Origin of the sequence: Actinomyces massiliensis 4401292 (genome assembly GCF_000269805.1) — a bacterium.
Lineage (GTDB): Bacteria > Actinomycetota > Actinomycetes > Actinomycetales > Actinomycetaceae > Actinomyces > Actinomyces massiliensis.
The window spans coordinates 417,415-438,172 of record NZ_JH711483.1 but is presented as its reverse complement, the minus strand read 5'-3'; the positions used below and the strand labels follow the sequence as shown (position 1 = coordinate 438,172).

13 protein-coding genes and 1 pseudogene are annotated in these 20,758 nt (G+C 70.4%); 6 read left to right on the top strand and 8 right to left on the bottom strand.

The window, feature by feature from the left end:
* Positions 1-446: 446 nt before the first annotated feature.
* The 3 genes from W5W_RS0113565 to W5W_RS0113555 form a co-directional block, all read right to left on the bottom strand.
* On the bottom strand, positions 447-2,258 hold the full coding sequence (locus W5W_RS0113565; RefSeq protein WP_017195791.1) for a carboxylesterase/lipase family protein: 1,812 nt from the start codon (positions 2,256-2,258) through the stop codon (positions 447-449).
* A gap of 85 nt (positions 2,259-2,343) precedes the next feature.
* Positions 2,344-3,087 (bottom strand): glycerophosphodiester phosphodiesterase family protein, encoded by a 744-nt coding sequence (locus W5W_RS0113560; RefSeq protein WP_029574336.1) that lies wholly within the window; start codon positions 3,085-3,087, stop codon positions 2,344-2,346.
* Positions 3,088-3,119: 32 nt separating this feature from the next.
* A complete protein-coding gene (locus tag W5W_RS0113555) occupies positions 3,120-4,277 on the bottom strand; it encodes a M23 family metallopeptidase (protein WP_017195790.1) in 1,158 nt (385 codons plus the stop codon).
* Between the two features lie 70 nt (positions 4,278-4,347).
* Here W5W_RS0113555 and W5W_RS0113550 point away from each other — a divergent pair, with 70 nt between their 5' ends.
* Positions 4,348-4,905, top strand: a complete 558-nt coding sequence (locus W5W_RS0113550; RefSeq protein ID WP_017195789.1) for a hypothetical protein — start codon at positions 4,348-4,350, stop codon at positions 4,903-4,905.
* Positions 4,906-5,413: 508 nt separating this feature from the next.
* On the opposite strand, the gene W5W_RS0113545 is transcribed toward W5W_RS0113550, so the two are convergent.
* Together W5W_RS0113545 and W5W_RS0113540 are read right to left on the bottom strand one after the other, a co-directional pair.
* On the bottom strand, positions 5,414-6,568 hold the full coding sequence (locus tag W5W_RS0113545) for a hemolysin family protein (RefSeq protein ID WP_017195788.1): 1,155 nt from the start codon (positions 6,566-6,568) through the stop codon (positions 5,414-5,416).
* A complete protein-coding gene (locus W5W_RS0113540) occupies positions 6,565-7,986 on the bottom strand; it encodes a hemolysin family protein (RefSeq protein WP_193760098.1) in 1,422 nt (473 codons plus the stop codon). The genes W5W_RS0113545 and W5W_RS0113540 overlap by 4 nt, the downstream gene beginning before the upstream one ends.
* 563 nt (positions 7,987-8,549) lie before the next feature.
* On the opposite strand from W5W_RS0113540, the gene W5W_RS0113535 reads away from it, so the two are divergent.
* Both W5W_RS0113535 and W5W_RS0113530 read left to right on the top strand, forming a co-directional pair.
* Positions 8,550-12,341 carry a multifunctional oxoglutarate decarboxylase/oxoglutarate dehydrogenase thiamine pyrophosphate-binding subunit/dihydrolipoyllysine-residue succinyltransferase subunit gene (locus W5W_RS0113535; protein WP_017195786.1) on the top strand — a complete coding sequence of 1,264 codons (3,792 nt, stop codon included), beginning with the start codon at positions 8,550-8,552 and terminating at the stop codon, positions 12,339-12,341.
* 236 nt (positions 12,342-12,577) lie between these two features.
* Positions 12,578-13,168, top strand: a complete 591-nt coding sequence (locus tag W5W_RS0113530) for a GDSL-type esterase/lipase family protein (protein WP_008734198.1) — start codon at positions 12,578-12,580, stop codon at positions 13,166-13,168.
* A 121-nt stretch (positions 13,169-13,289) separates the two neighbouring features.
* Here the strand turns inward: W5W_RS0113530 and W5W_RS0113525 are convergent, their stop codons facing one another.
* Positions 13,290-13,574, bottom strand: coding sequence for a hypothetical protein (locus tag W5W_RS0113525; RefSeq protein WP_017195785.1), 285 nt, complete (start codon positions 13,572-13,574; stop codon positions 13,290-13,292).
* Between the two features lie 1,017 nt (positions 13,575-14,591).
* On the opposite strand from W5W_RS0113525, the pseudogene W5W_RS15100 reads away from it, so the two are divergent.
* A pseudogene (locus tag W5W_RS15100) lies at positions 14,592-15,879 on the top strand (IS256 family transposase).
* A gap of 368 nt (positions 15,880-16,247) precedes the next feature.
* On the opposite strand, the gene W5W_RS0113505 reads toward W5W_RS15100, so the two are convergent.
* Together W5W_RS0113505 and W5W_RS0113500 are read right to left on the bottom strand one after the other, a co-directional pair.
* Positions 16,248-17,246 carry a LysR family transcriptional regulator gene (locus W5W_RS0113505; RefSeq protein WP_017195784.1) on the bottom strand — a complete coding sequence of 333 codons (999 nt, stop codon included), beginning with the start codon at positions 17,244-17,246 and terminating at the stop codon, positions 16,248-16,250.
* 157 nt (positions 17,247-17,403) lie between these two features.
* Positions 17,404-18,078, bottom strand: a complete 675-nt coding sequence (locus W5W_RS0113500) for a TetR/AcrR family transcriptional regulator (RefSeq protein WP_017195783.1) — start codon at positions 18,076-18,078, stop codon at positions 17,404-17,406.
* A gap of 62 nt (positions 18,079-18,140) precedes the next feature.
* On the opposite strand from W5W_RS0113500, the gene W5W_RS0113495 reads away from it, so the two are divergent.
* A complete protein-coding gene (locus W5W_RS0113495; RefSeq protein ID WP_017195782.1) occupies positions 18,141-19,079 on the top strand; it encodes an ABC transporter ATP-binding protein in 939 nt (312 codons plus the stop codon).
* Positions 19,076-20,680: an ABC transporter permease gene (locus tag W5W_RS0113490; RefSeq protein WP_034499120.1), complete on the top strand. Its 1,605-nt coding sequence runs from the start codon at positions 19,076-19,078 to the stop codon at positions 20,678-20,680. The genes W5W_RS0113495 and W5W_RS0113490 overlap by 4 nt, the downstream gene beginning before the upstream one ends.
* Positions 20,681-20,758: the final 78 nt, after the last annotated feature.

The window sequence follows — 20,758 nt, the reverse complement described above, 5'->3', positions numbered from 1 at the left end:
TGCTGGGGGTCAGCGGTCACTCACCGTAGCTGACGGCCGCCGGTGTGTCAGGTGAGGGAGTCCAGGGCCGCTCGCTACTGGCCGGCGGTGACGCCGAGGTAGCGGCCGGTGGTGGCCAGGGAACCGTGTCTCATGAGGGTGTGGATGATGCGACCGTCGACGCCAACGGCCAGCAGAGCTGTAGCGTAGCTGGTGGGCGCCGCCCCCCGGTGCCGGCTCGGTCCAGAGCGCGGGAGATGACGGTGCCGACGGTTCGGGCACGAACGGGCTCGCCCGGGCGGGCGGGTGACGGGCGCCCCCGCCTAAAGCCCTCGCGCCTCGGCGGAGAGACAGCGCGGAACAACCGGCAGAAAACCCTCAGAACCCCGGCTGTCCGGAGCGGGCTCCACTGCGCAAGCGAGCCGCTCAGCTCGTTCCTGTCTCTGTCGATTCCGCCGGCCTTGTATTCACTCCGCTGACCCCGCCGTCTCTGTCATCGTCGTCATCGTCGTCATCGTCGTCATTGTCTCAGCGAGTCGTTCCCCGGCCTCCAGCAGGCGCAGATCGATGGCGAAGACCTCGCCATCGACAGCCCCTTCCGGGACCGAGCCGCGCGGATCCCCGTACGTCCGCCCCAGGCCGCGACCGTCCCAGGGCTCCCACCCCGGGTCGCCGGTGAGGATGAAACGCACCCAATCGCCGTGAACGGCATCGGCCAGCGTCTGGGGAGGCGCCGCCCGCAGAGTGTGATCGCAGTAGGGGTGGGACAAGCAGTCGAAGGCGAAGGGCACCTCGAAGCAGTGCGTCGACCATCCCGTCTCGGGCGACTCCCACGCGAAGCGGCTCACCCAGGTTCCCGCCGATCCTGCCGGCGCCCCCGCGGACGATCCCGCACGTGATCGAGCACGGTCGTCCCTGGCCCGGGCCCAGCCCAGAAGCGGGGTGTGGAACATGGTGTCGGAGATGAGATTGCCGAGGCAAAGGTGCTCACCACCACTGAGCTCGTCATGGGCGGCCACATAATCCGCTGCGAGCCCCGCGTCCATACCTGCCTGCACCATCACCTCCTCCGCACTGCGCCCGCCGAGCTCCTGGGCGAGCCCGAAGGCGATCCAGATGAATTCGTGTGTAGTGCTCATGGTCAGCAGCGGGATGTCTTCGCCGGCGCCCTGCGCCAGGGCCTCGCGAACGGGCAGGGGCAGAAGGTCGCCGTCGACCGTGGGGCCGTAGACAATGCCCATATCGCCCATATCCGGGCCGGGAGTGATCGCGGCGCCGATGCGCTCGACCAGCGCATCGGGAACCTCCCGCTCGACGCCGTGCTCGTCGTTCCGCCTCTCGATCTGCTTCTCGAATTCCGCCGTGACGGATAGGACACGGGCGTAGTTCAGCTCGCGCCAGCCCTTAAGATTCGGCTCGATGCCGCAGAAGCGGGCCATTCGACGGGCAGTGGAGCGGGCGCGGTCGGCCGGAATGTCGGTCACGGCGCCCGACTCGCTGATCGCCCTGCGGAACAGGCCGCGTGCACGGGGGCAGGCCATCAGGGCCAGGACACTGCCTCCCCCGGCGCTCTGCCCGCCGATGGTCACGTTCCCCGGGTCTCCCCCGAAAACGACGATATTGCGCCGCACCCACTCCAGCGCTGCGATCTGATCCAGCAGCCCGCGATTGAAGGGGGCGTCAGAGTCCTCCACCCAGCCGTAGCCGTCGAATCCCAGGCGGTAGGACACGACCACCGTGACCACGCCGTCGCGGTTGAAAGCGGCGCCGTCGTACCAGGGGCTCGCCTGGCAGCCCGATGACCAGCCACCGCCGTGAATCCACACATAGACCGGCAGCCCGGCGTCCACGTCCCCGGGCAGCGGGGTGAAGACGTTGAGGTTGAGCATGTCCTCGCCCTCAACCGAGGGCTCGGGGATGGCGGAGTCCCCGAAGATCGAACCGCGCTGCGGCGTCGGGCCGGGTAGAACGGCCGGGCGCTCCTCCGCCCACCGGGCGCGGGGCACGGGCGCCATGAGGCGGCGCGCCCCGATCGGGGCCTCGGCGTAGGGGATGCCGTAGAAGGCGCCCGAGCGCTCGAAGCGGGCGTAAGGCGGCCGGGCTCGGGAAGCCGAGACGATCCGCCGCCACACCCCGCGCACCGGACCGCAGGGGGCATCGACTCGCGGTCCGGTCTCGCCGGTGGGAACGGCGATCGGAGTCGCCGAGACACTGTCGTCGCCACCACGACCGGTAGTGCCGATGGCGTCAGCGGGCCGAGGGCCGTCAGATTCCTGCATGCGTCCACTCTCCCCTACCGGGGATGCCGATGCGAGGTCTTCAGGGCCGTCAGTACCTTCGATGCCGTCAGGGCCGTCAGGGCTTTCAGCTCCCCAGGATCTCCAGGGCGAGAGTGGGCACGTCAGTCATGATGGCGTCGACGTTGAGCGCCGCCAGACGGCGCATCTCCTCGGGATCATCGATCGTCCAGACATGCACCTCGAGGCCGGCGGTGTGCGCCTGGGCCACGAAGCGCCGAGTCACCACCTGCATCCCGCGGTGCATCGGGGGCACCTGCACGGCGTCGACTCTTCCCCGCGTCCAGCCCCAGCGCGTGTGCGGCAGCGGCAGGGCCGCCTCGCTGAGCAGCATCAGGCCCGCGATGTCGAACCCTCCCAGCGAGGTCGTCGCCCGCGGCTCCTGGCGGCGCAGCATCGCCAGACGGCGTGCGGAGAAGGAGGCGAACCGCACCCGGTCGAGGGCGTCGGCGGCCCGGACCACCTGCAGAGCCGGCTGCACGACCGCGGGCTCCTTGAGATCCACGTTGAGTGCGAGTCCCGGATGGGCCTCCAGAACCTCGTCCAACCGCACGAGGCCGCGGCCATCGCCGGCATCGAGCTCGGCGGCCTCATCCCAGGTCAGCTCCGACAGAGTCCCCCTGCCGCCGATCCGCCCCAGGTCGGCGTCGTGAGACAGAACCACGACGTCATCCGCGGTGGCGTGGAGATCGGTCTCCATCCACGTCAGCCCCAGCGACTCCACATGCTCGACGGCGCTCCACGTGTTCTCAGGGACCTCACGGGCTCCCCCGCGGTGCGCGATCACGGCACAGCGCCGCCTGGGTCTCATTGATCCTCCTCGCCCATCCGGGCTCTACCCGCTCAGGTGCAGTCTGTGGACAGCTCAGCAGCGTGGTGATCCTCGAGCCACTTCTCGGGATCGACCGTGGACTCATCAGCCGTGTCGTTCTTGGTCCGGACCTCGAAATGCAGGTGGGAGCCGGAGGAACGACCGGTGTTTCCAACGCCGGCGATGAGCTGACCGGCGGTGACCGTGTCACCGACCTTGACGTAAATGCCGTCCTCGTACATGTGCAGATAGCTCGTGTACCAGGTCTGGCCGTCGATCTGGTGCTCGATGGTGACGGTGCCGGCGCCATCGTCCATGCCGGCGAATACGACCTTCCCCGCAGCCGCCGCGTAGATGGGCGTACCAACGGGAGCGGCGAAGTCCTGACCGGCGTGCAGCTTCATGTAGCCCAGAGTGGGATGCAGGCGGTAGCCGTAGGGCGAGGAGACGGTGTAGGTGTCCGAGATCATCGGGAAGAAGATCTCCGGCGCCTTGTTGAAGGCGCTGGTGTCCCCCGAGGCGCCCCCCGTCTGCGGGGAGCAGGTCACCACGGCGTTTTCGCGGGCCTCGCGAATGCGAGTCCGGGTTGCGGCGTCGGGGACGTTGGACAGGTCGGAGTCGGATGGGGAGTCGACATCGGCATCCGAACCGAGGACGGCGGCGGCCACCGAGGACGCCGGCGCGCTCGCCTCCGGGGCCGGGGTCTCGGACTGCGTGTTCAGTGCTGCGGACGCCAGGGGGCTGGGCGACACACGAGTACTGATCGGGGCGATGACGGTCACGAGCCCCAGCACGGTCAGAACGCTAATGCGCCCGGCCCAGCCCGCGCCGGTCCTGCGCCGGGGCGCCGGGGCGACTATGCGCTCGTCGTTGCACTCCCACGAGGAGTGGATGTTCTCGACGGTCGGCGTGAGATCGCGCGAGCGCCGGGGCAGGACGATCTGATCGTCGGCCTCGTAGCCGGACGCGGTGCGCGCGGACGGGGTGCGCCCGTACGGCGCCTCGGCCGTCGGGCCGGGCTGCGCATCGGGCTCGGACTCCGGGGCGGCCGTGGCGAACGGGAGCGAGGCGGCAGAGACAGCATGGGTGGCGGGGATGGCAGAAGCGGCCGGGGCAGCTGGGGCAGCCGGGACATGAGGCGGAGCTGCCGGGGCAGCCGGAGCCGGATCGGGCTGCGCAGCATTGCCCAAGTTTCCGGTGACATTCCCAGTGACGCTCCCCGTGCTGCCGGTGTCCTGAGGCCTCGTCCCCGCGCTGTCCTTGGACCTGGACTTCGAACCGCGCCTGGGACGGGCGCCGGCCCTGGACCTGAACGGCCTCCGACCGCGCGAGGGCTCCGGGGAGGAGATGATGTCGTCCCATGCGGTGACATCGGCGGACGGCGCAGGAGGCGCCTCATCGGACTCGGAGGGCGCAACTGGGAAACCGCCCGGCGGTGAAGCCGGTGAAGCCGCAGGAGCGGAGAATGGCGAGACCGGGCCCGCGCTTCGAACCGCGTGTTCGGAGGACCGCCCGCCGGGGCCCGGATGCCCGCCGACCGGAGACGACGGGGAGCCGGTCCAGTCCGGCTGCACGACCATCGAAGCCGGGGGCTCAGCGGATACAACGGATGCTGAGGGCGCCGCGGGTGCTGAGGAAGCTGGTGATGCCCAGGACGCCGAGGAGGCCGCAGACGTTGCGGAAGTCGGCGATACCGCGGAATCCGAGGATGCCGAGGATGCTCGGGATGTCGCGCGCCTGGCGCGCCCGGTGGCCGGCACGGGCGGAACAGTCGGTCCGGCGGACCCGGCTTCAGGTCTGCGCCCGCTGCGCTCCTGAGCGGCATTCGCCCGCGACGCGGGCCTCGTGGCCCCTGAAGCATCAGCATGCGCACTAGTTCGCGCCGCTGCGCGCCTGCGGGACTGCTCGCGGACACCGGCCCGGGGCACTGTATGGGAATCGTATGAATCGTGGGACTGATGGGACTGATATGAGTCGGCCTCACGCTGTGCTTGTGCGGCACGCTCGGCCTCCCGGCGCTGACGCCGTGTCATCGACATCATCGACTGCTCGCTCATGTCCACATTGGCACTCTAACACCCGGCGCACATGTGATTCGGTGGGCCTGGGCACACTTCAGCACACTCCCATACATACCACATTCTGTCAGGATTCCAACGGAGCGACCGCGTGGGTACGCGGATCCCGTGCGGGTTTCGCTATCGGCATCACCAGCAGTTCTACAGCCGTCACAGGCGCAGCGCAACGGCAGGCTGCCGGCTTCAACCGCCGCCATCGTCGCCGCCGTCAGTTGCCTTCAGGTGCCGTCGGCCGCCTTCAACCGCCTTCAACTGCGCTGCATGGCGTCGTTGACCTCCCCGACCAGCTCTTCGAGGATGTCCTCGAGAAAGACGACGCCGACGGTGACGCCGTCGGCGTCCTCCACGCGCCCCAGGTGAGCGCCGGTTCTCTGCATGGCCGCGAGCACATCCTCGACCTCATCATCCGCACGCACGGGAACGAGCGTGCGGGCGTGCCAGGAGGGTATCGGTTCGCTGCGCTGGGCACCGTCGGCGTACAGGATGTCCTTGAGGTGAAGGTAGCCGGTGATCCTGTTGGTAGCGGCAGAGGCATCGTGGGCGTCGTGGGCGTCGTTGGCGTCGTGGGCAGAGCGCGCTCCGCTCTCACCGGCCCCGTCGGCATCGCCGCCGTCCCCATCGCCCGCGGCTCCCGCATCCACAGCGACGAGCGGGAAGCGGGAAAAGCCCGTGGCGGCCACGGCCTGCTCGACGTCCTCGGGTCTGCAGTTCTCGGCCAGGGTGACCAGGGCGTCCAGGGGCACCATGACACTGCCCGCGGTCTCCTCGGAGAACTCCAGGGCGCCGGTGAGCAGTCCCGTGTCGTCCTCCAGGACGCCCTCGGCGGTGGAGCGCTCGACGATCGAGGCGACCTCGGCCGCATTGAAGGCGGCCGAGACCTCCTCCTTGGCCTCCAGGCCCATCACATGCAGCACCCGGTTGGCGAAGCCGTTGAGCCCGGTGATGACGGGGCCGAAGACGCGCGAGACCCACACCAGCGGCGGGGCGAGCAGGCGCACCGCCCTCTCAGGGGCGGCGATCGACATGTTCTTGGGCACCATCTCCGCGAAGACGACATGGACGTAGACGACCAGGACCAGGGCGATGACCACGGCGACGGCGTGCGCTCCGGCGTCGGCGATGCCGATCCTGGCCAGGAGGGGCGTCAGCGCATGTGCGATGGCGGGTTCGGCGACGACGCCCAGCCCCGTGGAGCACACGGTGACGCCGAGCTGCGCGGTGGCGAGCATTCGGGAGATGTGCTGGAGGGCCCACAGCGCGGTCACCGCCCGGGCATCGCCTGCCTGCGCGAGAGGCTCGAGCTGAGCCCGACGAGAAGAGGTGATGGCGAACTCGGAGCCGACGAAGAAGGCGTTGCCCGCCAACAGCGCTACGGTGACGATCAGGGCGACCGGAGTGCTCATCGGGCGGCCCCCGCCCCGTCATCGCGCCCGGCCGGGCCCCGGCGCCGCGGATGTCCCATTGACCGCACGTCCTCCTCAGCCTTCCCGGACTCGTCGGCCGCCCCGGGCTCTCCGACCTCCGCGGCCTCGTCATCCTCCCCGGCGGGGCACACCCGCAGACGGGTGACGCGCCGCCCCTCCATGGCCTCCACGGTGAGCCTCGCCCCCGACGTCGTCACGGTGTCGCCGATCCGCGGGACGCGGCCGAGCTCGGTCATGACCAGACCGGCGAGGGTCTCATAGGGGCCGTCGTCGGGCACATGGATATCGGTGCGCGCGGCCAGCTCGTCGGGGCGCGTCCAGCCCGGCACGAGCCAGTCCCCCGAGGCATCGGCACGCGTTCCGGCCCGGCGACGGTCGTGCTCGTCGGCGACGTCGCCGACGATCTCCTCAATGGCGTCCTCGAGGGTGACAACGCCCGCGGTCCCGCCGTACTCATCGACGACGACGGCCATCTGAGAGCCCTGATTGCGCAGCTCGACCAGCAGGCTCGCCAGGGGCATGGTCTCGGGCACGCGCGGAGCCGGCGTCATGAGGGAGGAGGAAGTCACTGGCACGCCCGCCCGCCGCTCGTAGGGCACGGCGATGACGCGGCGCAGGTGGACGATGCCCAGGACGTCGTCGGCGTCGTCCCCGATGACGGGGAAGCGGGAGTGGCCGGTGGCGCGGGCCAGGGCCACGACGGCGTCGGCGGTGTCCGCCTCATCCAGGACGTGAAGGCGGCCCCGGTCCGTCATGACGTCGACCGCGGTGAGTGCGCCGAGCCCGATCGACCGGGTGAGCAGGGTGGCGGTGGAGGGATCGAGAGCGCCCTCCTCGGCACTGTGGCGCACGAGGGCGGCGAGCTCACCGGCGCTGCGGGTGCCGCTGATCTCCTCGACCGGTTCGATGCCCATGCGATGCAGGACCAGGTTGGCGGTGTCATTGAGCAGGACGATGACGGGCCTGAGCACAACGGTAAAGGCCACGAGGAAGGGGGCGACGAACCCGGCGGTGCGCATGGGATCGGCCAGGGTGGCGTTCTTGGGGATGAGCTCGCCCACGACCATGGAGAAGGCGTTGACCACCACCAGGGCGATGACGACGGCGGCAGCGGTGGCCGCGGACTGGGCCAGCCAGGTGCTCATGAGGCCGCCGAGGAGCCTCGCCAGAGCGTCCTGCATGGTGTATCCGAGCAGGATCGTGGTCAGAGTGATGCCGACCTGAGCGCCGGACAGGAGGGTGGACAGGCGCCTCAGCGCCTTGCGGACCGCGGCGGCGCGCCTGTCCCCCGCGGCGGCACGGGTCTCGACGGTGGAGGGATCCAGAGCGACCAGGGAGAACTCGCCGGAGACGAACAGGGCCGTGCCCGCGGTCAGCAGGATCCCCAGGGCGATCATGAGCCAGTCGGTCGCGTCGGTCACGCGGCACCGCCCGGGGCTGGCGTTGGCTTCAGAGCTGGCTTCAGACAGATCAGGGGGGTGCCGGCCGCGGCGGTGGCCGGCACCCGTTGACGCGCAGGGTAAGGATGGTCAGGTTCCGGATGATGGCGGGAGGCGCATCTGCGCGCCCGCCGGGATGCCGCTCGCATAGTGGCCCGCACGTTATCACCAGCTCACGGCACGGACAGCAGGGGCATGAAGAGCCTGCAGAAGCGCTCAGGAGTGCTGCAGAGCGCGCGGGAGACGCAGGGACCCCAGGGAACGCAGGGAACCCAGCAGCTCTCGAGTTCTCGCGCGACACCCCGCACCCCACTCCGTACTCCGTCACATGCTCGAAACACGTGCGCCTTCGGCCCCGCGTTTCGCTCCCGTGCCGCAGGCTCGACCCGTACGATGACGCCCGACACAGCACTACGACATAGCACCATCTGCCTCACCCGCCCGTCTGCGTCATCGTCATCGCTTCGCCGCCGGGCTCGCGGGCGGGTGGCGCTGACCCCGCGACGAGGAGAACACGCACCGTGTCGACACAGGACAGCGCCGCCGCAGGCTTCGGAGCCAACGAGTGGATGGTGGAGGAGATGCGGGATGCCTGGCAGGCCGATCCCTCCTCGGTGAGTCCCCAATGGCGGGCGCTGTTCGAGGGCTCCGAGAGCCCTCATCACCCCGAGAGTCCTGAGAGCCCTGAGGACGCAGCTCTCGAAGACCCGCCGACGGCACCGGGATCGGGCTCCTCGCCCCGACGCGCTCCCACGGCCGTCCAGGACGTCACCCGCTCCGACCTGCCTCCCGCCCCTCCCTCCGACGCCGCCCCGCCCACATCGCCCTACGCCCAGCGCAGGGCGCACCAGCACGTCAATTCGCCGGAGGGCGACACCTGCCAGGACGCCAACGTGCGCTTGAAGGGCGCCGCGGCCCGCACCGCCAAGAACATGGAGGAATCGCTGTCGATCCCGACCGCCACCTCCGCCCGCACCATCCCCGCCAAGGTCCTCATCGAGAATCGCGCGGTGATCAACGGCCACCTCCGTCACACCCATGGTGGCAAGATCTCCTTCACCCACCTCATCGGATGGGCCGTGGTCGAATCCCTGACCGAGATGCCCTCCATGAACGTCTCCTACACCACGGACGACGCCGGCAGGCCCACTGCGCACACCCCCGCCCATGTCGCCTTCGGCCTGGCCATCGACATCCCCTCCCCCAGCGGCGAGCGCCGTCTCCTGGTGCCCTCCATCAAGAAGTCGGACCTGATGGACGCCGCCGGCTTCGTCGCGGCCTACGAGGATCTGGTCGCCAAGGCGCGCAAGGGCAAGCTGGAGGTGGACGACTTCCGGGGCACCACCGTGACCCTGACCAATCCCGGCATGATCGGCACCCTTCACTCGGTTCCGCGCCTCATGCCCGGTCAGGGCCTCATCGTCGGGGTGGGGTCCATGTCCTATCCGGCCGCCTTCGCGGGTTCCAGTGAGCAGACCCTGGCCCGCAGCGGAGTCGGCAAGGTCGTCACCCTGACCTCGACCTACGACCACCGCGTCATCCAGGGCGCGGCCTCCGGCGAATTCCTGCGGCTGGTGGAGCACAAGCTCCTGGGACTGGACGGGTACTGGGACCGGGTCTTCGAGTCTCTGCGGATTCCGCACGAACCGGTGCGCTGGGCCCGTGACACCACCTACGACCCCGAGCTGGAGACCGGCAAGCCCGCCCGCGTGGCCGAACTCATCCACGCCTTCCGCCAGCGCGGGCACCTGGCCGCGGACACCGATCCGCTGACCCACCGCCTGCGCCGCCACCCGGATCTGGACCTGTCCACCTACGGACTGAGCCTGTGGGACCTGGACCGCACCTTCCCCACCGGCGGTCTGGGCGGCACCGAACGGGCGACTCTGCGCGAGATCCTCGCGCGTCTGCGCCGCGCCTACTGCCGGACCGTCGGCATCGAGTACATGCACATCCAGGATCCCGCCCAGCGCGCCTGGTGGCAGGAGCGCCTCGAGGGCGAGTGGCTGGCGATCACCCCGAACGAGCGCTGTCGGATCCTGACCAAGCTGGAGCAGGCCGAGGCCTTCGAAACTTTCCTGCAGACCAAGTACGTGGGGCAGAAGCGCTTCAGCCTGGAGGGCGGGGAGTCCCTCATCGTCCTGCTGGACCGGCTGCTGGACTCGGCGGCCCACGATGGCCTGGACGAGGTCGTCATCGGCATGACCCACCGCGGCCGCCTCAATGTCCTGACCAATATCGCCGGGAAGTCCTACGGGCAGATCTTCGACGAGTTCGACGGCACCAACGTCATCGAGGGCGCGGGCACCGGCGACGTGAAGTACCACCTGGGCACCGAGGGCGTCTTCACTGGCACCGACGGCGTGAGCACGCGCGTGTCCCTAGCGGCCAACCCGTCCCACCTGGAGACGGTCGACGGCGTCGTCGAGGGGATCGTGCGCGCCAAGCAGGACCGCATCGGCCTGGGCGACAAGGGCTACACGGTGCTGCCGGTCCTGGTTCACGGCGATGCCGCCTTCGCCGGGCAGGGAGTGGTCTACGAGACCCTCAACATGAGTCAGCTGCCCGCCTATCGCACCGGCGGCACCGTGCACGTGATCGTCAACAACCAGATCGGCTTCACCACCGGCGCCGCATCGGCGCGCTCGACCACCTACGCCACGGACCTGGCCAAGGGCCTGCAGGTGCCGATCTTCCACGTCAACGCCGATGATCCCGAGACGGTCGCCCGCGCCGCCCGCCGCGCCTACGAGTACCGGGCGGCCTTCCACAAGGACGTCATCATCGACCTGATCTGCTACCGCCGTCGCGGTCACAACGAGGGCGACGACCCGTCGATGACCCAGCCGGTCATGTACCGACTCATCGACTCCCTGCCCTCGACTCGTGCCGTTTACACCGCCGACCTGGTGGGGCGCAAGGACATCGCGGCCGAGGACGCCAAGCGGATCGAGAAGGAGTTCCACGACGAGCTGGAGCGGATCTTCGCCGAGACCCGGGCCGCTCACGCGCACTCCCCCCGCGCCGGCCAAGGCTCCTCCGGCGATGCGTTCGACGCCACCGACCCCACCAAGGTGGGGCTGCAGACCACGAGTCTGGAGGTGCCCGCCTCCCAGCGGGCCGGCGAGGGCATGATGATCGGCTGGACCAGCGGGGTCCCGCGCAATGTCGTCGAGCGGATCGGGGACTCCCAGGTCGCCTATCCGGAGGGGTTCACGGTCCACCCCAAGCTGGAGGCGATGCTGGCCAAGCGCCGGCGCGCCACGCGCGAGGGCGGCATCGACTGGGGCATGGGAGAGCTCATCGCCTTCGGCTCGCTGCTCATGGAGGGCGTGCCGGTGCGCGTGGTCGGCGAGGACGCCCGGCGCGCCACCTTCGCCCAGCGTCATGCCGTGCTGCACGACCACGACTCGGGCGCCGAGTGGACGCCGCTGGAGTTCCTCACCCCGGATCAGGCGACATTGAGCATCTACGACTCCTTGCTGAGCGAGTACGCGGCGCTCGGCTTCGAGTACGGCTACGCGGTGGAGCGCCCCGAGGGGCTGACGGTCTGGGAGGCGCAGTTCGGCGACTTCGCCAATGGCGCCCAGAGCGTGATCGATGAGTACATCACCTCGGCCGGGCAGAAGTGGGGGCAGCGCTCCGGGCTGGTCATGCTCCTGCCCCACGGCCAGGAGGGCCAGGGGCCGGATCACTCCTCGGCCCGCATCGAGCGCTATCTGCAGATGTGCGCCCAGGGGAACATGCGGGTGGCCATGCCCTCGACTCCCGCCAACCACTTCCACCTGCTGCGCGAGCACGCCTACTCCCGCCCGCGCCGTCCGCTGGTCGTGTTCACCCCCAAGCAGCTGCTGCGTCTCAAGGCCGCCTCCTCCCAGGTGGAGGATTTCACCTCCGGAGCCTTCCTACCGGTGATCGGCGAGGTCGATGAGCGGATCGGCGCGGGTGCGGGGGTCGACCGGGTGCTGCTGTGCTCGGGTCGGGCGTACTACGCGCTGGCCGAGGAGCGGGCCGAACGAGGAGACACCTCAACGGCGATCATCCGCCTCGAGCAGCTCTACCCGCTGCCGGAGGCCGAGCTGGCCGAGGCGCTGGCGCCCTACCCGGACGCCGAGCTCGTCTTCGTCCAGGACGAGGCCGCGAACCAGGGGATCTGGCCGTGGCTCGCCCTGCACATGCCCGCGGCGATCACCGGGGGCAGGCAGCTGCAGCTGGTCTCGCCGCCCGAGGCGGCCTCCCCGGCGGTCGGCAGCGCCGGCGCCTACCGGGCCCAGCAGGCGGCGCTCATGGAGGCCGCTTTCGCGCGCCCCTGAGAGCGGCCCCGGCGGAGCCGAGCGGCCCCGAGGCGGACGCCCGCCGCTCCCGAGAAACCGCGCCACCCGGGAACATCGATCGCGGCGCTGCGGCGTCCCGGCCCGGAGCGCGGTAGCGTCGTCCTCCAGGAGCCACTGCGCGACGGCGGCGACATCGGGCCACGGCCGCATCGGCGCCCGGACCCCGGGCTGATCACCAGGCCCGGTCCGACCGCCGACGGCGAGAAAGGAGCGACGTGGACGAGACCCGGATCCACTTCATCGGCGACGAACTCGTGGCCGGCTACGGCGATCCCCGGGCACTGGGGTGGACAGGGCGCGTCATGGCGCGCACTCCCCGAGACCTGGAGGCCTTCTGGGCAACGTTGGCCGTGCCCCGGGAGACGACGGTCCAACTCGCCGACCGCTGGCCGTCCGAGGTGGCTGCGCGCTCCACCCACACCGGGACCAACCGCCTGGTCATCGGACTGGGCGCGGCCGACGTCAACTCCGGCATCTCGCCCGCCCGCAGCCGTCTGGCGCTGGCCAACATCCTGGACAAGGCGGCCGGCGAGCAACGGTCCTGCTTCGTCGTCGGGCCCCCACCGCTGCCCGGGGTCAATCCCGATGCCACGGCGGCGCTGTCGCGTGCAGTGAGTGAGGTGTGCCACCGGCGCAAGATCCCCTACGTGGAGACCTTCGAGCCGCTGCACAACCATGAGCAGTGGATGACCGACGTCGCCGCGGCCGGCGGCAGCCACCCCGGCCAGGCCGGTTACGGGCTGCTCGCCTGGCTGGTGCTGCACCGCGGCTGGTACGAGTGGCTGGGAGTGGAGCAGCCGAGCTGAGCGCGGCCCAGGAGTCCCCCTCACCCGGACCGGTCGAGCTCCGCACCGAGACAGCACAGGACCGCCGCCCCCCGCGGCGGAGCCGGTCGAGCTCACGGCGGAGCCGGCCGATCTCGATGGATCAGGCGACGGTGTAGACGCGAATGTCGGGGTCGGCCTTGAACAGCGGGGTCAGACCGGGGACGACCTTGGTGGTGAAGAGCTCACTGCTCAGGTAGGCGTTGGCCTGCTCGGGGGTCTCGAAGCCGTGGAGGACCTGGACATCCTCATCGCGGACGAGAAGCTCCTTGGTCCTCGCGCCGGGGACCGTGTCGAGGAACTCCTGCAGGTAGTCGGAGTAGACCTTGGCGCCGGCGGCGCGGTCGTCCGGGTTGATGGTCATGGTGACCTGGAGATATGCGGTCATGATGGCTTCTTCGATATCGGGTGGCGTCTCGGTGCTCGACCGGCTGCCGGTGCGCCACTGCCCGCACCGTAGGGTCGACGAGGCTGATTCGGTAGAGGATTCTCCTTAATGTCGGCATCACTCAAAGTTATATTTTGGCCAGCGAGCCGCTCCGAGTGATCATCAATATTCATAGGACGGTGATGCGGGTGCGGGTCGCAGGGTCGCCAGCGGGCTCATGGCGGCGCTCTTCTGCTTGGACCACTTATGTTCCGTTGGACCACCTGGTTCACGAAATACGGTGGTCCAACGGAACATAAGTGGTCCAACCGCACGCAAGTGGTCCAAGCAGAGCGACCGCGTCACGACATGCGAGACACTGCCCCACCATGCGGGACGATCGGCGAGCGGAATGGAGTGGGGCGCCGGAACCGCCCCTCGTCGGATGCGGTCGGCCCCTTTCTCGCCGAGATGTCCGCCCCGCTCTCGAGAGCAGCGGTCGGAAACGCCTTCTCGAGAGCGAAATACACTCCCGATGCCAGGAGGCGCCCGGGGCCAGACACCGCGACCCGCGAGGACGAGCCGGCCTCTCGCGCACAGCGGTGCGCCGGGGTACGCCGGGTGCCCCGACCCGCGAGGACGAGCCCCTGGTGGACGTTCTCGTGGGCCCGCCCGGCCGATCGGGATGCCGCCGTGGTCGTCGTCCGGCTCGCGGCGCCCCTCCCGGGGCCCGCAGCGGCGCGGGTTGTCCAAATCTGTTGCAAAGGCCCGGGTCGAGCCGAGATGCACGAGAAAAAACGTTGATATTCCGCACTTTCTTCCGTGGTCGATCCCAGCCCGGAGCGCCTTTGCAACAGATTTGGACACGCCCCGTCCCGGACCATCCCAGGAGCCCCACCCGCACCACGGGTGCGTCTCTTAGTGTGGTGGCAATTCCCGCGGGCCCTCGGCGTCGAGGGGCCCGCCGGCCCGTGAAGGGCGGCGGGCATCGTGGGAGCCCCAGTTCTTCGACCAAGATTCACAAGGAGTGCACCCACGATGCCCAGTCACCAGTCTGCCGTGTCCACGCTGATCCGGGAAGTCCTTGCCGACCCCGATCTCGCTCACGACGACGTCTTCCGCCGCCTGCTCCAGGCCGGGTTGCAGGACCTGGTCGACGCCGAGGCCGCCGCCGTGATCGGCGCGGGGCGCTACGAGCGCACGCCGGAGCGCACCAACAGGCGCAACGGCAAGCGCCTCAAGACGGTGGCCACCACCGCCAGCGAGGTCGAGCTCGCCATCCCCAAGCTTCGGACCGGATCCTTCTTCCCGTCCCTGCTCCACCCGCGCAGGCGCGTGGACAAGGCCCTGCGCCGTGATCTGCCAGGCGTGGATCGAAGGGGTCTCCACGCGCAAGGTCAACGACCTGGTCAAGGCCCTGGGCAATGAGTCCGGGATCTCCAGGTCCACGGTCTCCCGGATCTGCAAGGACATCGACGAGGACGTGCACGAGTTCCTGTCCCGCCGCCTGGACCACACCCGATTCCCCTACCTGTTCGTGGACGCCACGTACCTGGACGTGAGGGCGGGGCGCCGGGTGGTCTCCCGGGCGCTGGTGGTGGCCACCGGCGTGTCGGCCCAGGGCCGCCGGGAGATCCCGGAACATGGCCCTGGGGGACGCCGAGACCACCGATTTCTGGACGTCCTTCCTGCGGTCCCTGCGCGAACGGGGACTCAAGGTCCCCTCGCCCCACGACCCCGAGGGCGTGGTCCTGGTCACCAGTGACGCGCACGCCGGCATCCGCGCCGCGGTCAGGGCCATCCTGCCCGGGGCGTCCTGGCAGCGCTGCCGCGTCCACTTCGCCCGCACCATCACCTCCAAGCTGGGGTCGGCCCAGTCCAAGCCCGCGGGCGCCCTGGTCTCCACGATCTTCGCCCAGACCACGCCCGAGGCCGTCGCCGCCCAGTACCAGCACGTCATCGACACTTTGAGGGACGCCTTCCCCGAGATCGCTCAGATGCCGGCCGACGCCGAGCCGGACCCAACGGCCTTCGCCACGACCCGTCCGCCCCGGGGAGCACTGGACCAAGATCTGGTCCAACAACCCCATCGAGCGCCTCAACCGCGAGATCAAGCGCCGCGCAGACGTCGTCCAGGTCTTCCCCGACAGCGAGTCCGTCACCCGTCTGATCGGCTCCGTCCTGCCAGAGCAACGAGGAGTGGCAGTACGGAGAACGCCGATACCTCTCCCAGACCTCACTGCGACACCTGACCGACATGCTCCACACCGACAACAGCACCGACGGCGTCAACAGTCGCCCCGCCCTGCCCGCCATCACCACCTGACCGGAAGAACACCACACCAAGAGACTTGACCCGCACCACCGCCCGCCCATCCCCATCACCGCACCGATCCGGGCCCACGGACCCGTCACTCCCGGTAAGAAAGGCTCGACCGCTTCCGGCACACCGGCTCGGTCGGTTCCGGTGGCCGCCGGGCCGGTTCCGGCGGTTATTCAAGCCGATCTCACTGACAACCCACTTGATCCCAGCCGTCGTTGAAATCAACCATGCGGCGTGGCGACGTCTACTACGCCCCTTGACCCTTCACTGTACGAGAAAAGGGAGCGTAGCAAAGGGAGAAGGAGCGTAGCAGAGGCGGAGGGGCGCGGTGGTGGGTAGGAGAATCGTGGCGACGAGGAACGAGGCGGCGCTCAGGAGGCGAGGAGTTCCGCCAGGGCTTCGAGTTCGCCCGCGATCGGCGACGCGCCGTCCCAGGCCGCCTCGTAGGCGATCGTGACGACCGCGCCGCGGGCGTCGACCACGGGCCGCACGCTCGAGTCAACGCGGGTCACCTTCGAGCGGGGCAGGAGCGCGCTACCGAGCCCCATCCCCGCCCAGTCCTCGAGCACCCGGTAGCTGGCGGCCTCCCCCGAGTAGGCCCGAAGCGGCAGTCCGCGATCAGCGAGCAGGTCGCGGGTGAAGGTCGTCAGCCCGCAGGTGTCGGGGACCAGGAGGAGGGTGCGGCGCGCGACATCGTCAATGCGGGCGGCGGCCGCGCGCACCTCGGCCGGGCTCGCCGGATCCGCCGAGCCCACCGGGTCCGCCGAGTTCGCCGGGTCCGCTGCCCGCGTCGGGTCCGTCGGGCTCGCAGAGTTCACGGGGCCCGCCGCATCGCCCGCCCCCGGCTCGACGAGCACGACCGGCTCGCTGCCAGTGACGTGATGACGATAACGGGTGAGCGGGAGAACCGCGGGGACGACGATGAGGTCGAGCTCGTCGTCGTCGAGGGCCGTGCACAACTCGGACAGATCGGCCTCGCGCAGGACGAAGGAGCCCCTCCCGCGACCGAGGAGGCCCGCGACGGCGCTGTGGGCGCGGGCGACGACGTCGGCGCTGATGAGCGGGGAGACGCCGATGCGCACGGGCCGCGGTTCGCCCGCCCGCCAGTGCCGGGCCTCCGCGGTGATGGCGTCGAGCGCGGCCAGGGCGGCGTCGATCCGGGGCAGGATGGTCGCGCCGAAGACGGTGGGGCGGGCGCCGCGCGTATTGCGCTCGAACAGCCGGGCTCCGAGGATCTTCTCCAGGCGGCGGATGGCGTTGGACAGCGCCGGCTGGGTGAGGTCGTACTCCCGGGCGGCCGCGCTGAAGGAGCCGGTGCGGGCGACCGCCTGGGCGTAGCGCAGACCCTCGAAGCTGAGTCGATCGTTCACACGCGCAGTCTACGAACCGATTCATCGGAGGCATCGCCCCCGTTCGCCGCGCTCGATCGGCCCCTGCCGGCCCGGCGTCCCCGGACTGCTCGTCGCGGTGCCCGGGCAGCACGGTGGCCAGCCCCTACTGGCCCGGCGCCCCCGTCGGCCCTACGTCTTAGAACCCGGGCGACGTCTGCTCCAGGCGCGCCAGCATGTCGATGACCTGGCCGATGTCCGCACGCAAGTCGCTCGCCCCGTCCTGCTCGTACCAGGTGCGCAGGACCGCCACGATCCCCCACACGGTCGCCGAGGCCAGGATCCTGGCCCGCAGCAGCGGCATCCGTCGCGAGTCGCTCACGGCCCGGGCGATGGTCTCCACCTGCTCGTTGACCAGGACCCACATGGCGCCCTGGATCGAGGGGTGCTCGAAGCACCAGCGGGTGCGCACCCAGGAGGGTCCGGCGTCCTTGACGAAGTGTTCCGCCCACAGCTCGTCCAGCACCCGGGTCAGCACGTGCGCCAGGTCGCCGTCGCGCTGGAGGTAGTAGACGAGCAGCTTAAGGACGCGGTCGTCGTACTCGTCGTGGACGACCAGTCCCTCCTTGGTCCCGAAGTAGCGGTAGACCGTGGACGGTGAGACCTCGGCGGCGTCGGCGACCTGCTCGATGCTCACCGCGTCGAAGCCGTGCCGCTCGAACAGGTCGAGGGCGGCGGCCTGGATGCGGTGCATTGTCGCCGCCTTCTTGCGCTCGCGCAGGCCCGGCCGCGGCGCGCGGGCGGCGTTCGCGGCGCTGTCGGCGGCGTCACGCTCCGGGGCGTCGGCACCGGAGCGCCTGGAGGGGACGGACACGGGGCTCTCCTGGGGCGTCGTCGGCTCTTGACAGCCCCACCTTAACAAGTAAAGTGACTCTCATGAGCAAGTCACTGTCAGATTGTGTTGTTGAGGCACAGTCACTCGTCAAGCGCTTCGGCGCCGTCACCGCCCTGGACGGACTGGACCTGTCCGTCCGCACCGGTGAGATCCATGGCTTCCTGGGCCCTAACGGCGCCGGCAAGTCGACCACGATCCGCGCTCTGCTCGGCCAGCTCCGGCTCAGCTCCGGCACGGTCGCAGTCTTCGGCCAGGACGCCTTGCGCCACGCCGTCGACATCCACTCCCGCCTGGCCTACGTCCCCGGTGACACCATGCTGTGGCCCAATCTCACCGGCGGCCAGTGCATCGACCTGCTCGGCGGCTTCCACGGCACCATGAACGGGGTCCGCCGCGACGAGCTCGTCGAGCGCTTCGAGCTCGACCCCACCCGGCGCTTCCGCACCTACTCCAAGGGCAACCGCCAGAAGGTCGCACTCGTGGCGGCCCTGGCCTGCGACGTCGAGCTGCTCGTCCTGGACGAGCCCACCTCCGGACTCGACCCCCTCATGGAGGCGGTCTTCCAGGCCGTCGTCACCGAGCGCTCCGCCGCCGGGACCTCCGTCCTGCTCTCCAGCCACATCCTGGCCGAGGTCGAAACCCTGTGCGACCGGCTCACGGTCGTGCGCGCCGGGCGGGCCGTCTTCACCGGGTCGTTGGCGCAGCTGCGCTCCAGCGCCGCCACCGCCGTCGACGTCGTCACCCCCGCCGCCGTGCCCGAGCTGGAGCGCATGGACGGCGTCAACCGCCTGCACTCCCAGGCCGAGCCGCGGGGCCGCCGCACCACGCTGCTGGCCGAGGCCGCCGCGCTCCCCGCGGTCCTCAGCGCGATCGGAGCGGCCCGGCCGCTGCAGGTCGCCGTGCACCCCCCGAGCCTCGAGCAGCTCTTCCTGGACCAGTACACCGGGCAGGGGTCCGACGACGGCGGTGAGCCGCGATGACACGGTCCGCTCACCGTCGCAGCCGCCCGCTGGCAGGCCTGGGAGGGATGACGGTCCTGGGGCTGCGCACCTCATGGCGCGGCCCGGCGCTGGTCGCGGTCATCTGCATCGCCCTGGTGACGGCCATCGCCGTGGGCGTCGAGGGGCTCTACCCCACCCGGGCCCAGCGCGTCGAGTACGCCGCGACCGCGGGTGTCTCGGGCATCTCCACCGCCTTCAACGGCCGCGGCTACGCGCTGGACACCCTCGGGGGGATCACCGGCGTCGAGGTCGGATTCATGGGGCAGATCCTCTTCCCGATCCTGGGCGTGGTGACGGCCATTGGACTGACCAGGCGCCAGGAGGAGGCCGGGCGCACCGAGCTGCTCACCGCATCGCGCGTGGGACGGCTGGCCCCGCCGGCCGCCGCCGCCCTGCTGCTGGTCCTGACCTGCGCCGTCACGGCGGTGGGGCTGACGGTCTCCATGGCGGCGACCGGCCTGCCCGTGGTCGGCTCGGCCTGGTACGCGGCCGGCGTGGGCGCGTGCGTCCTGTTCTTCGCCGCCGTCGGCCTGCTCCTGGGCGAGCTGTGCCAGCAGGCGCACACCGCCCAGCAGCTCGGCCTGGGCGCGGTCAGCATGGTCTACCTCACCCGCTTCGTCATCGACGCCATGGGGTGGGACGCCGCGTGGGCGAGCCCGTTGGGGTGGCTGCCGGAGGTCCGTGCCTTCGACTCACCGCGGGCGTGGCCCCTGGCGGCCTACTGCCTCGCCTCCGTGGCGCTGCTGACCGCGGCCGCGGTGGTGGCCGTGCGCCGCGACGCCGGCGCGGGTGTCATCGCCCCGCGGCCCGGACCGGCGCGCGGCTCGACGCGCGCCGCCGCCCCCTGGGTGCTGGCACTGCGACTGGAGCGCGCGGTCACGGGAACCTGGCTCACGCTCGTGTGCCTGTGGGCGCTGCTCATCGGACTGTTCAGTCAGGAGATGACCGAGGTTATCGCCGCCAACCCCTCAATGCTGGCCAGCATGGGAGTCGAGCACGCGTCGGACCTGGTGGTGCAGCTGGCCGCCACCATCATGGTCATCGGCAGCACCAGTGCGGCGGTGCAGGGCGCCGCGCACCTGGCCGCCGAGGAGTCCTCGGGCCGCCTGGGGCTGGCGTTGTCCACCCGGCTCGGGCGATCCCGGTTCTGGCTGGGCTGGTGGGCCGCGACGCTGCTGTCCACGGCCTGCGTCCTCGGCCTATCCGCATCGGTGCTGGGGGTGAGCATCTGGGGCGTGGCCGATCGGTCCGTGCCGGTCGCCTCGGTCCTGGAGGTCGGCTGGGCCTACCTGCCGCCCGTGGTGCTCATCGGCGCCCTGCAGGCGCTGCTGGCGTCCCTCGGTCCCCGCTGGTGCGCGCTCGGATGGGTGCCGGTGGCATGGACGGCGGTCGTCGACTTCCTGGCGGAGGCTCTGCGCCTGCCCGAGTGGGCCCGTGACCTCTCGCCGACGCACATGGTGGGCAGCCTGCCCGTGGACGACCCGGATCCGCGGGTGATCGCCGGGCAGTGCGCGGCGGCCGCGGCGCTGCTGGCACTGTCCCTCCTGGTGTTCTCGCGGCGCAGTCTGCGGGCCGGGTGAGCGATCCGCTCATCGTGCCGGCACGACGGCGGACGGCCGGTCATCCCGCAGGGTGGCCGGCCGTCCGCGCTGGTCCGT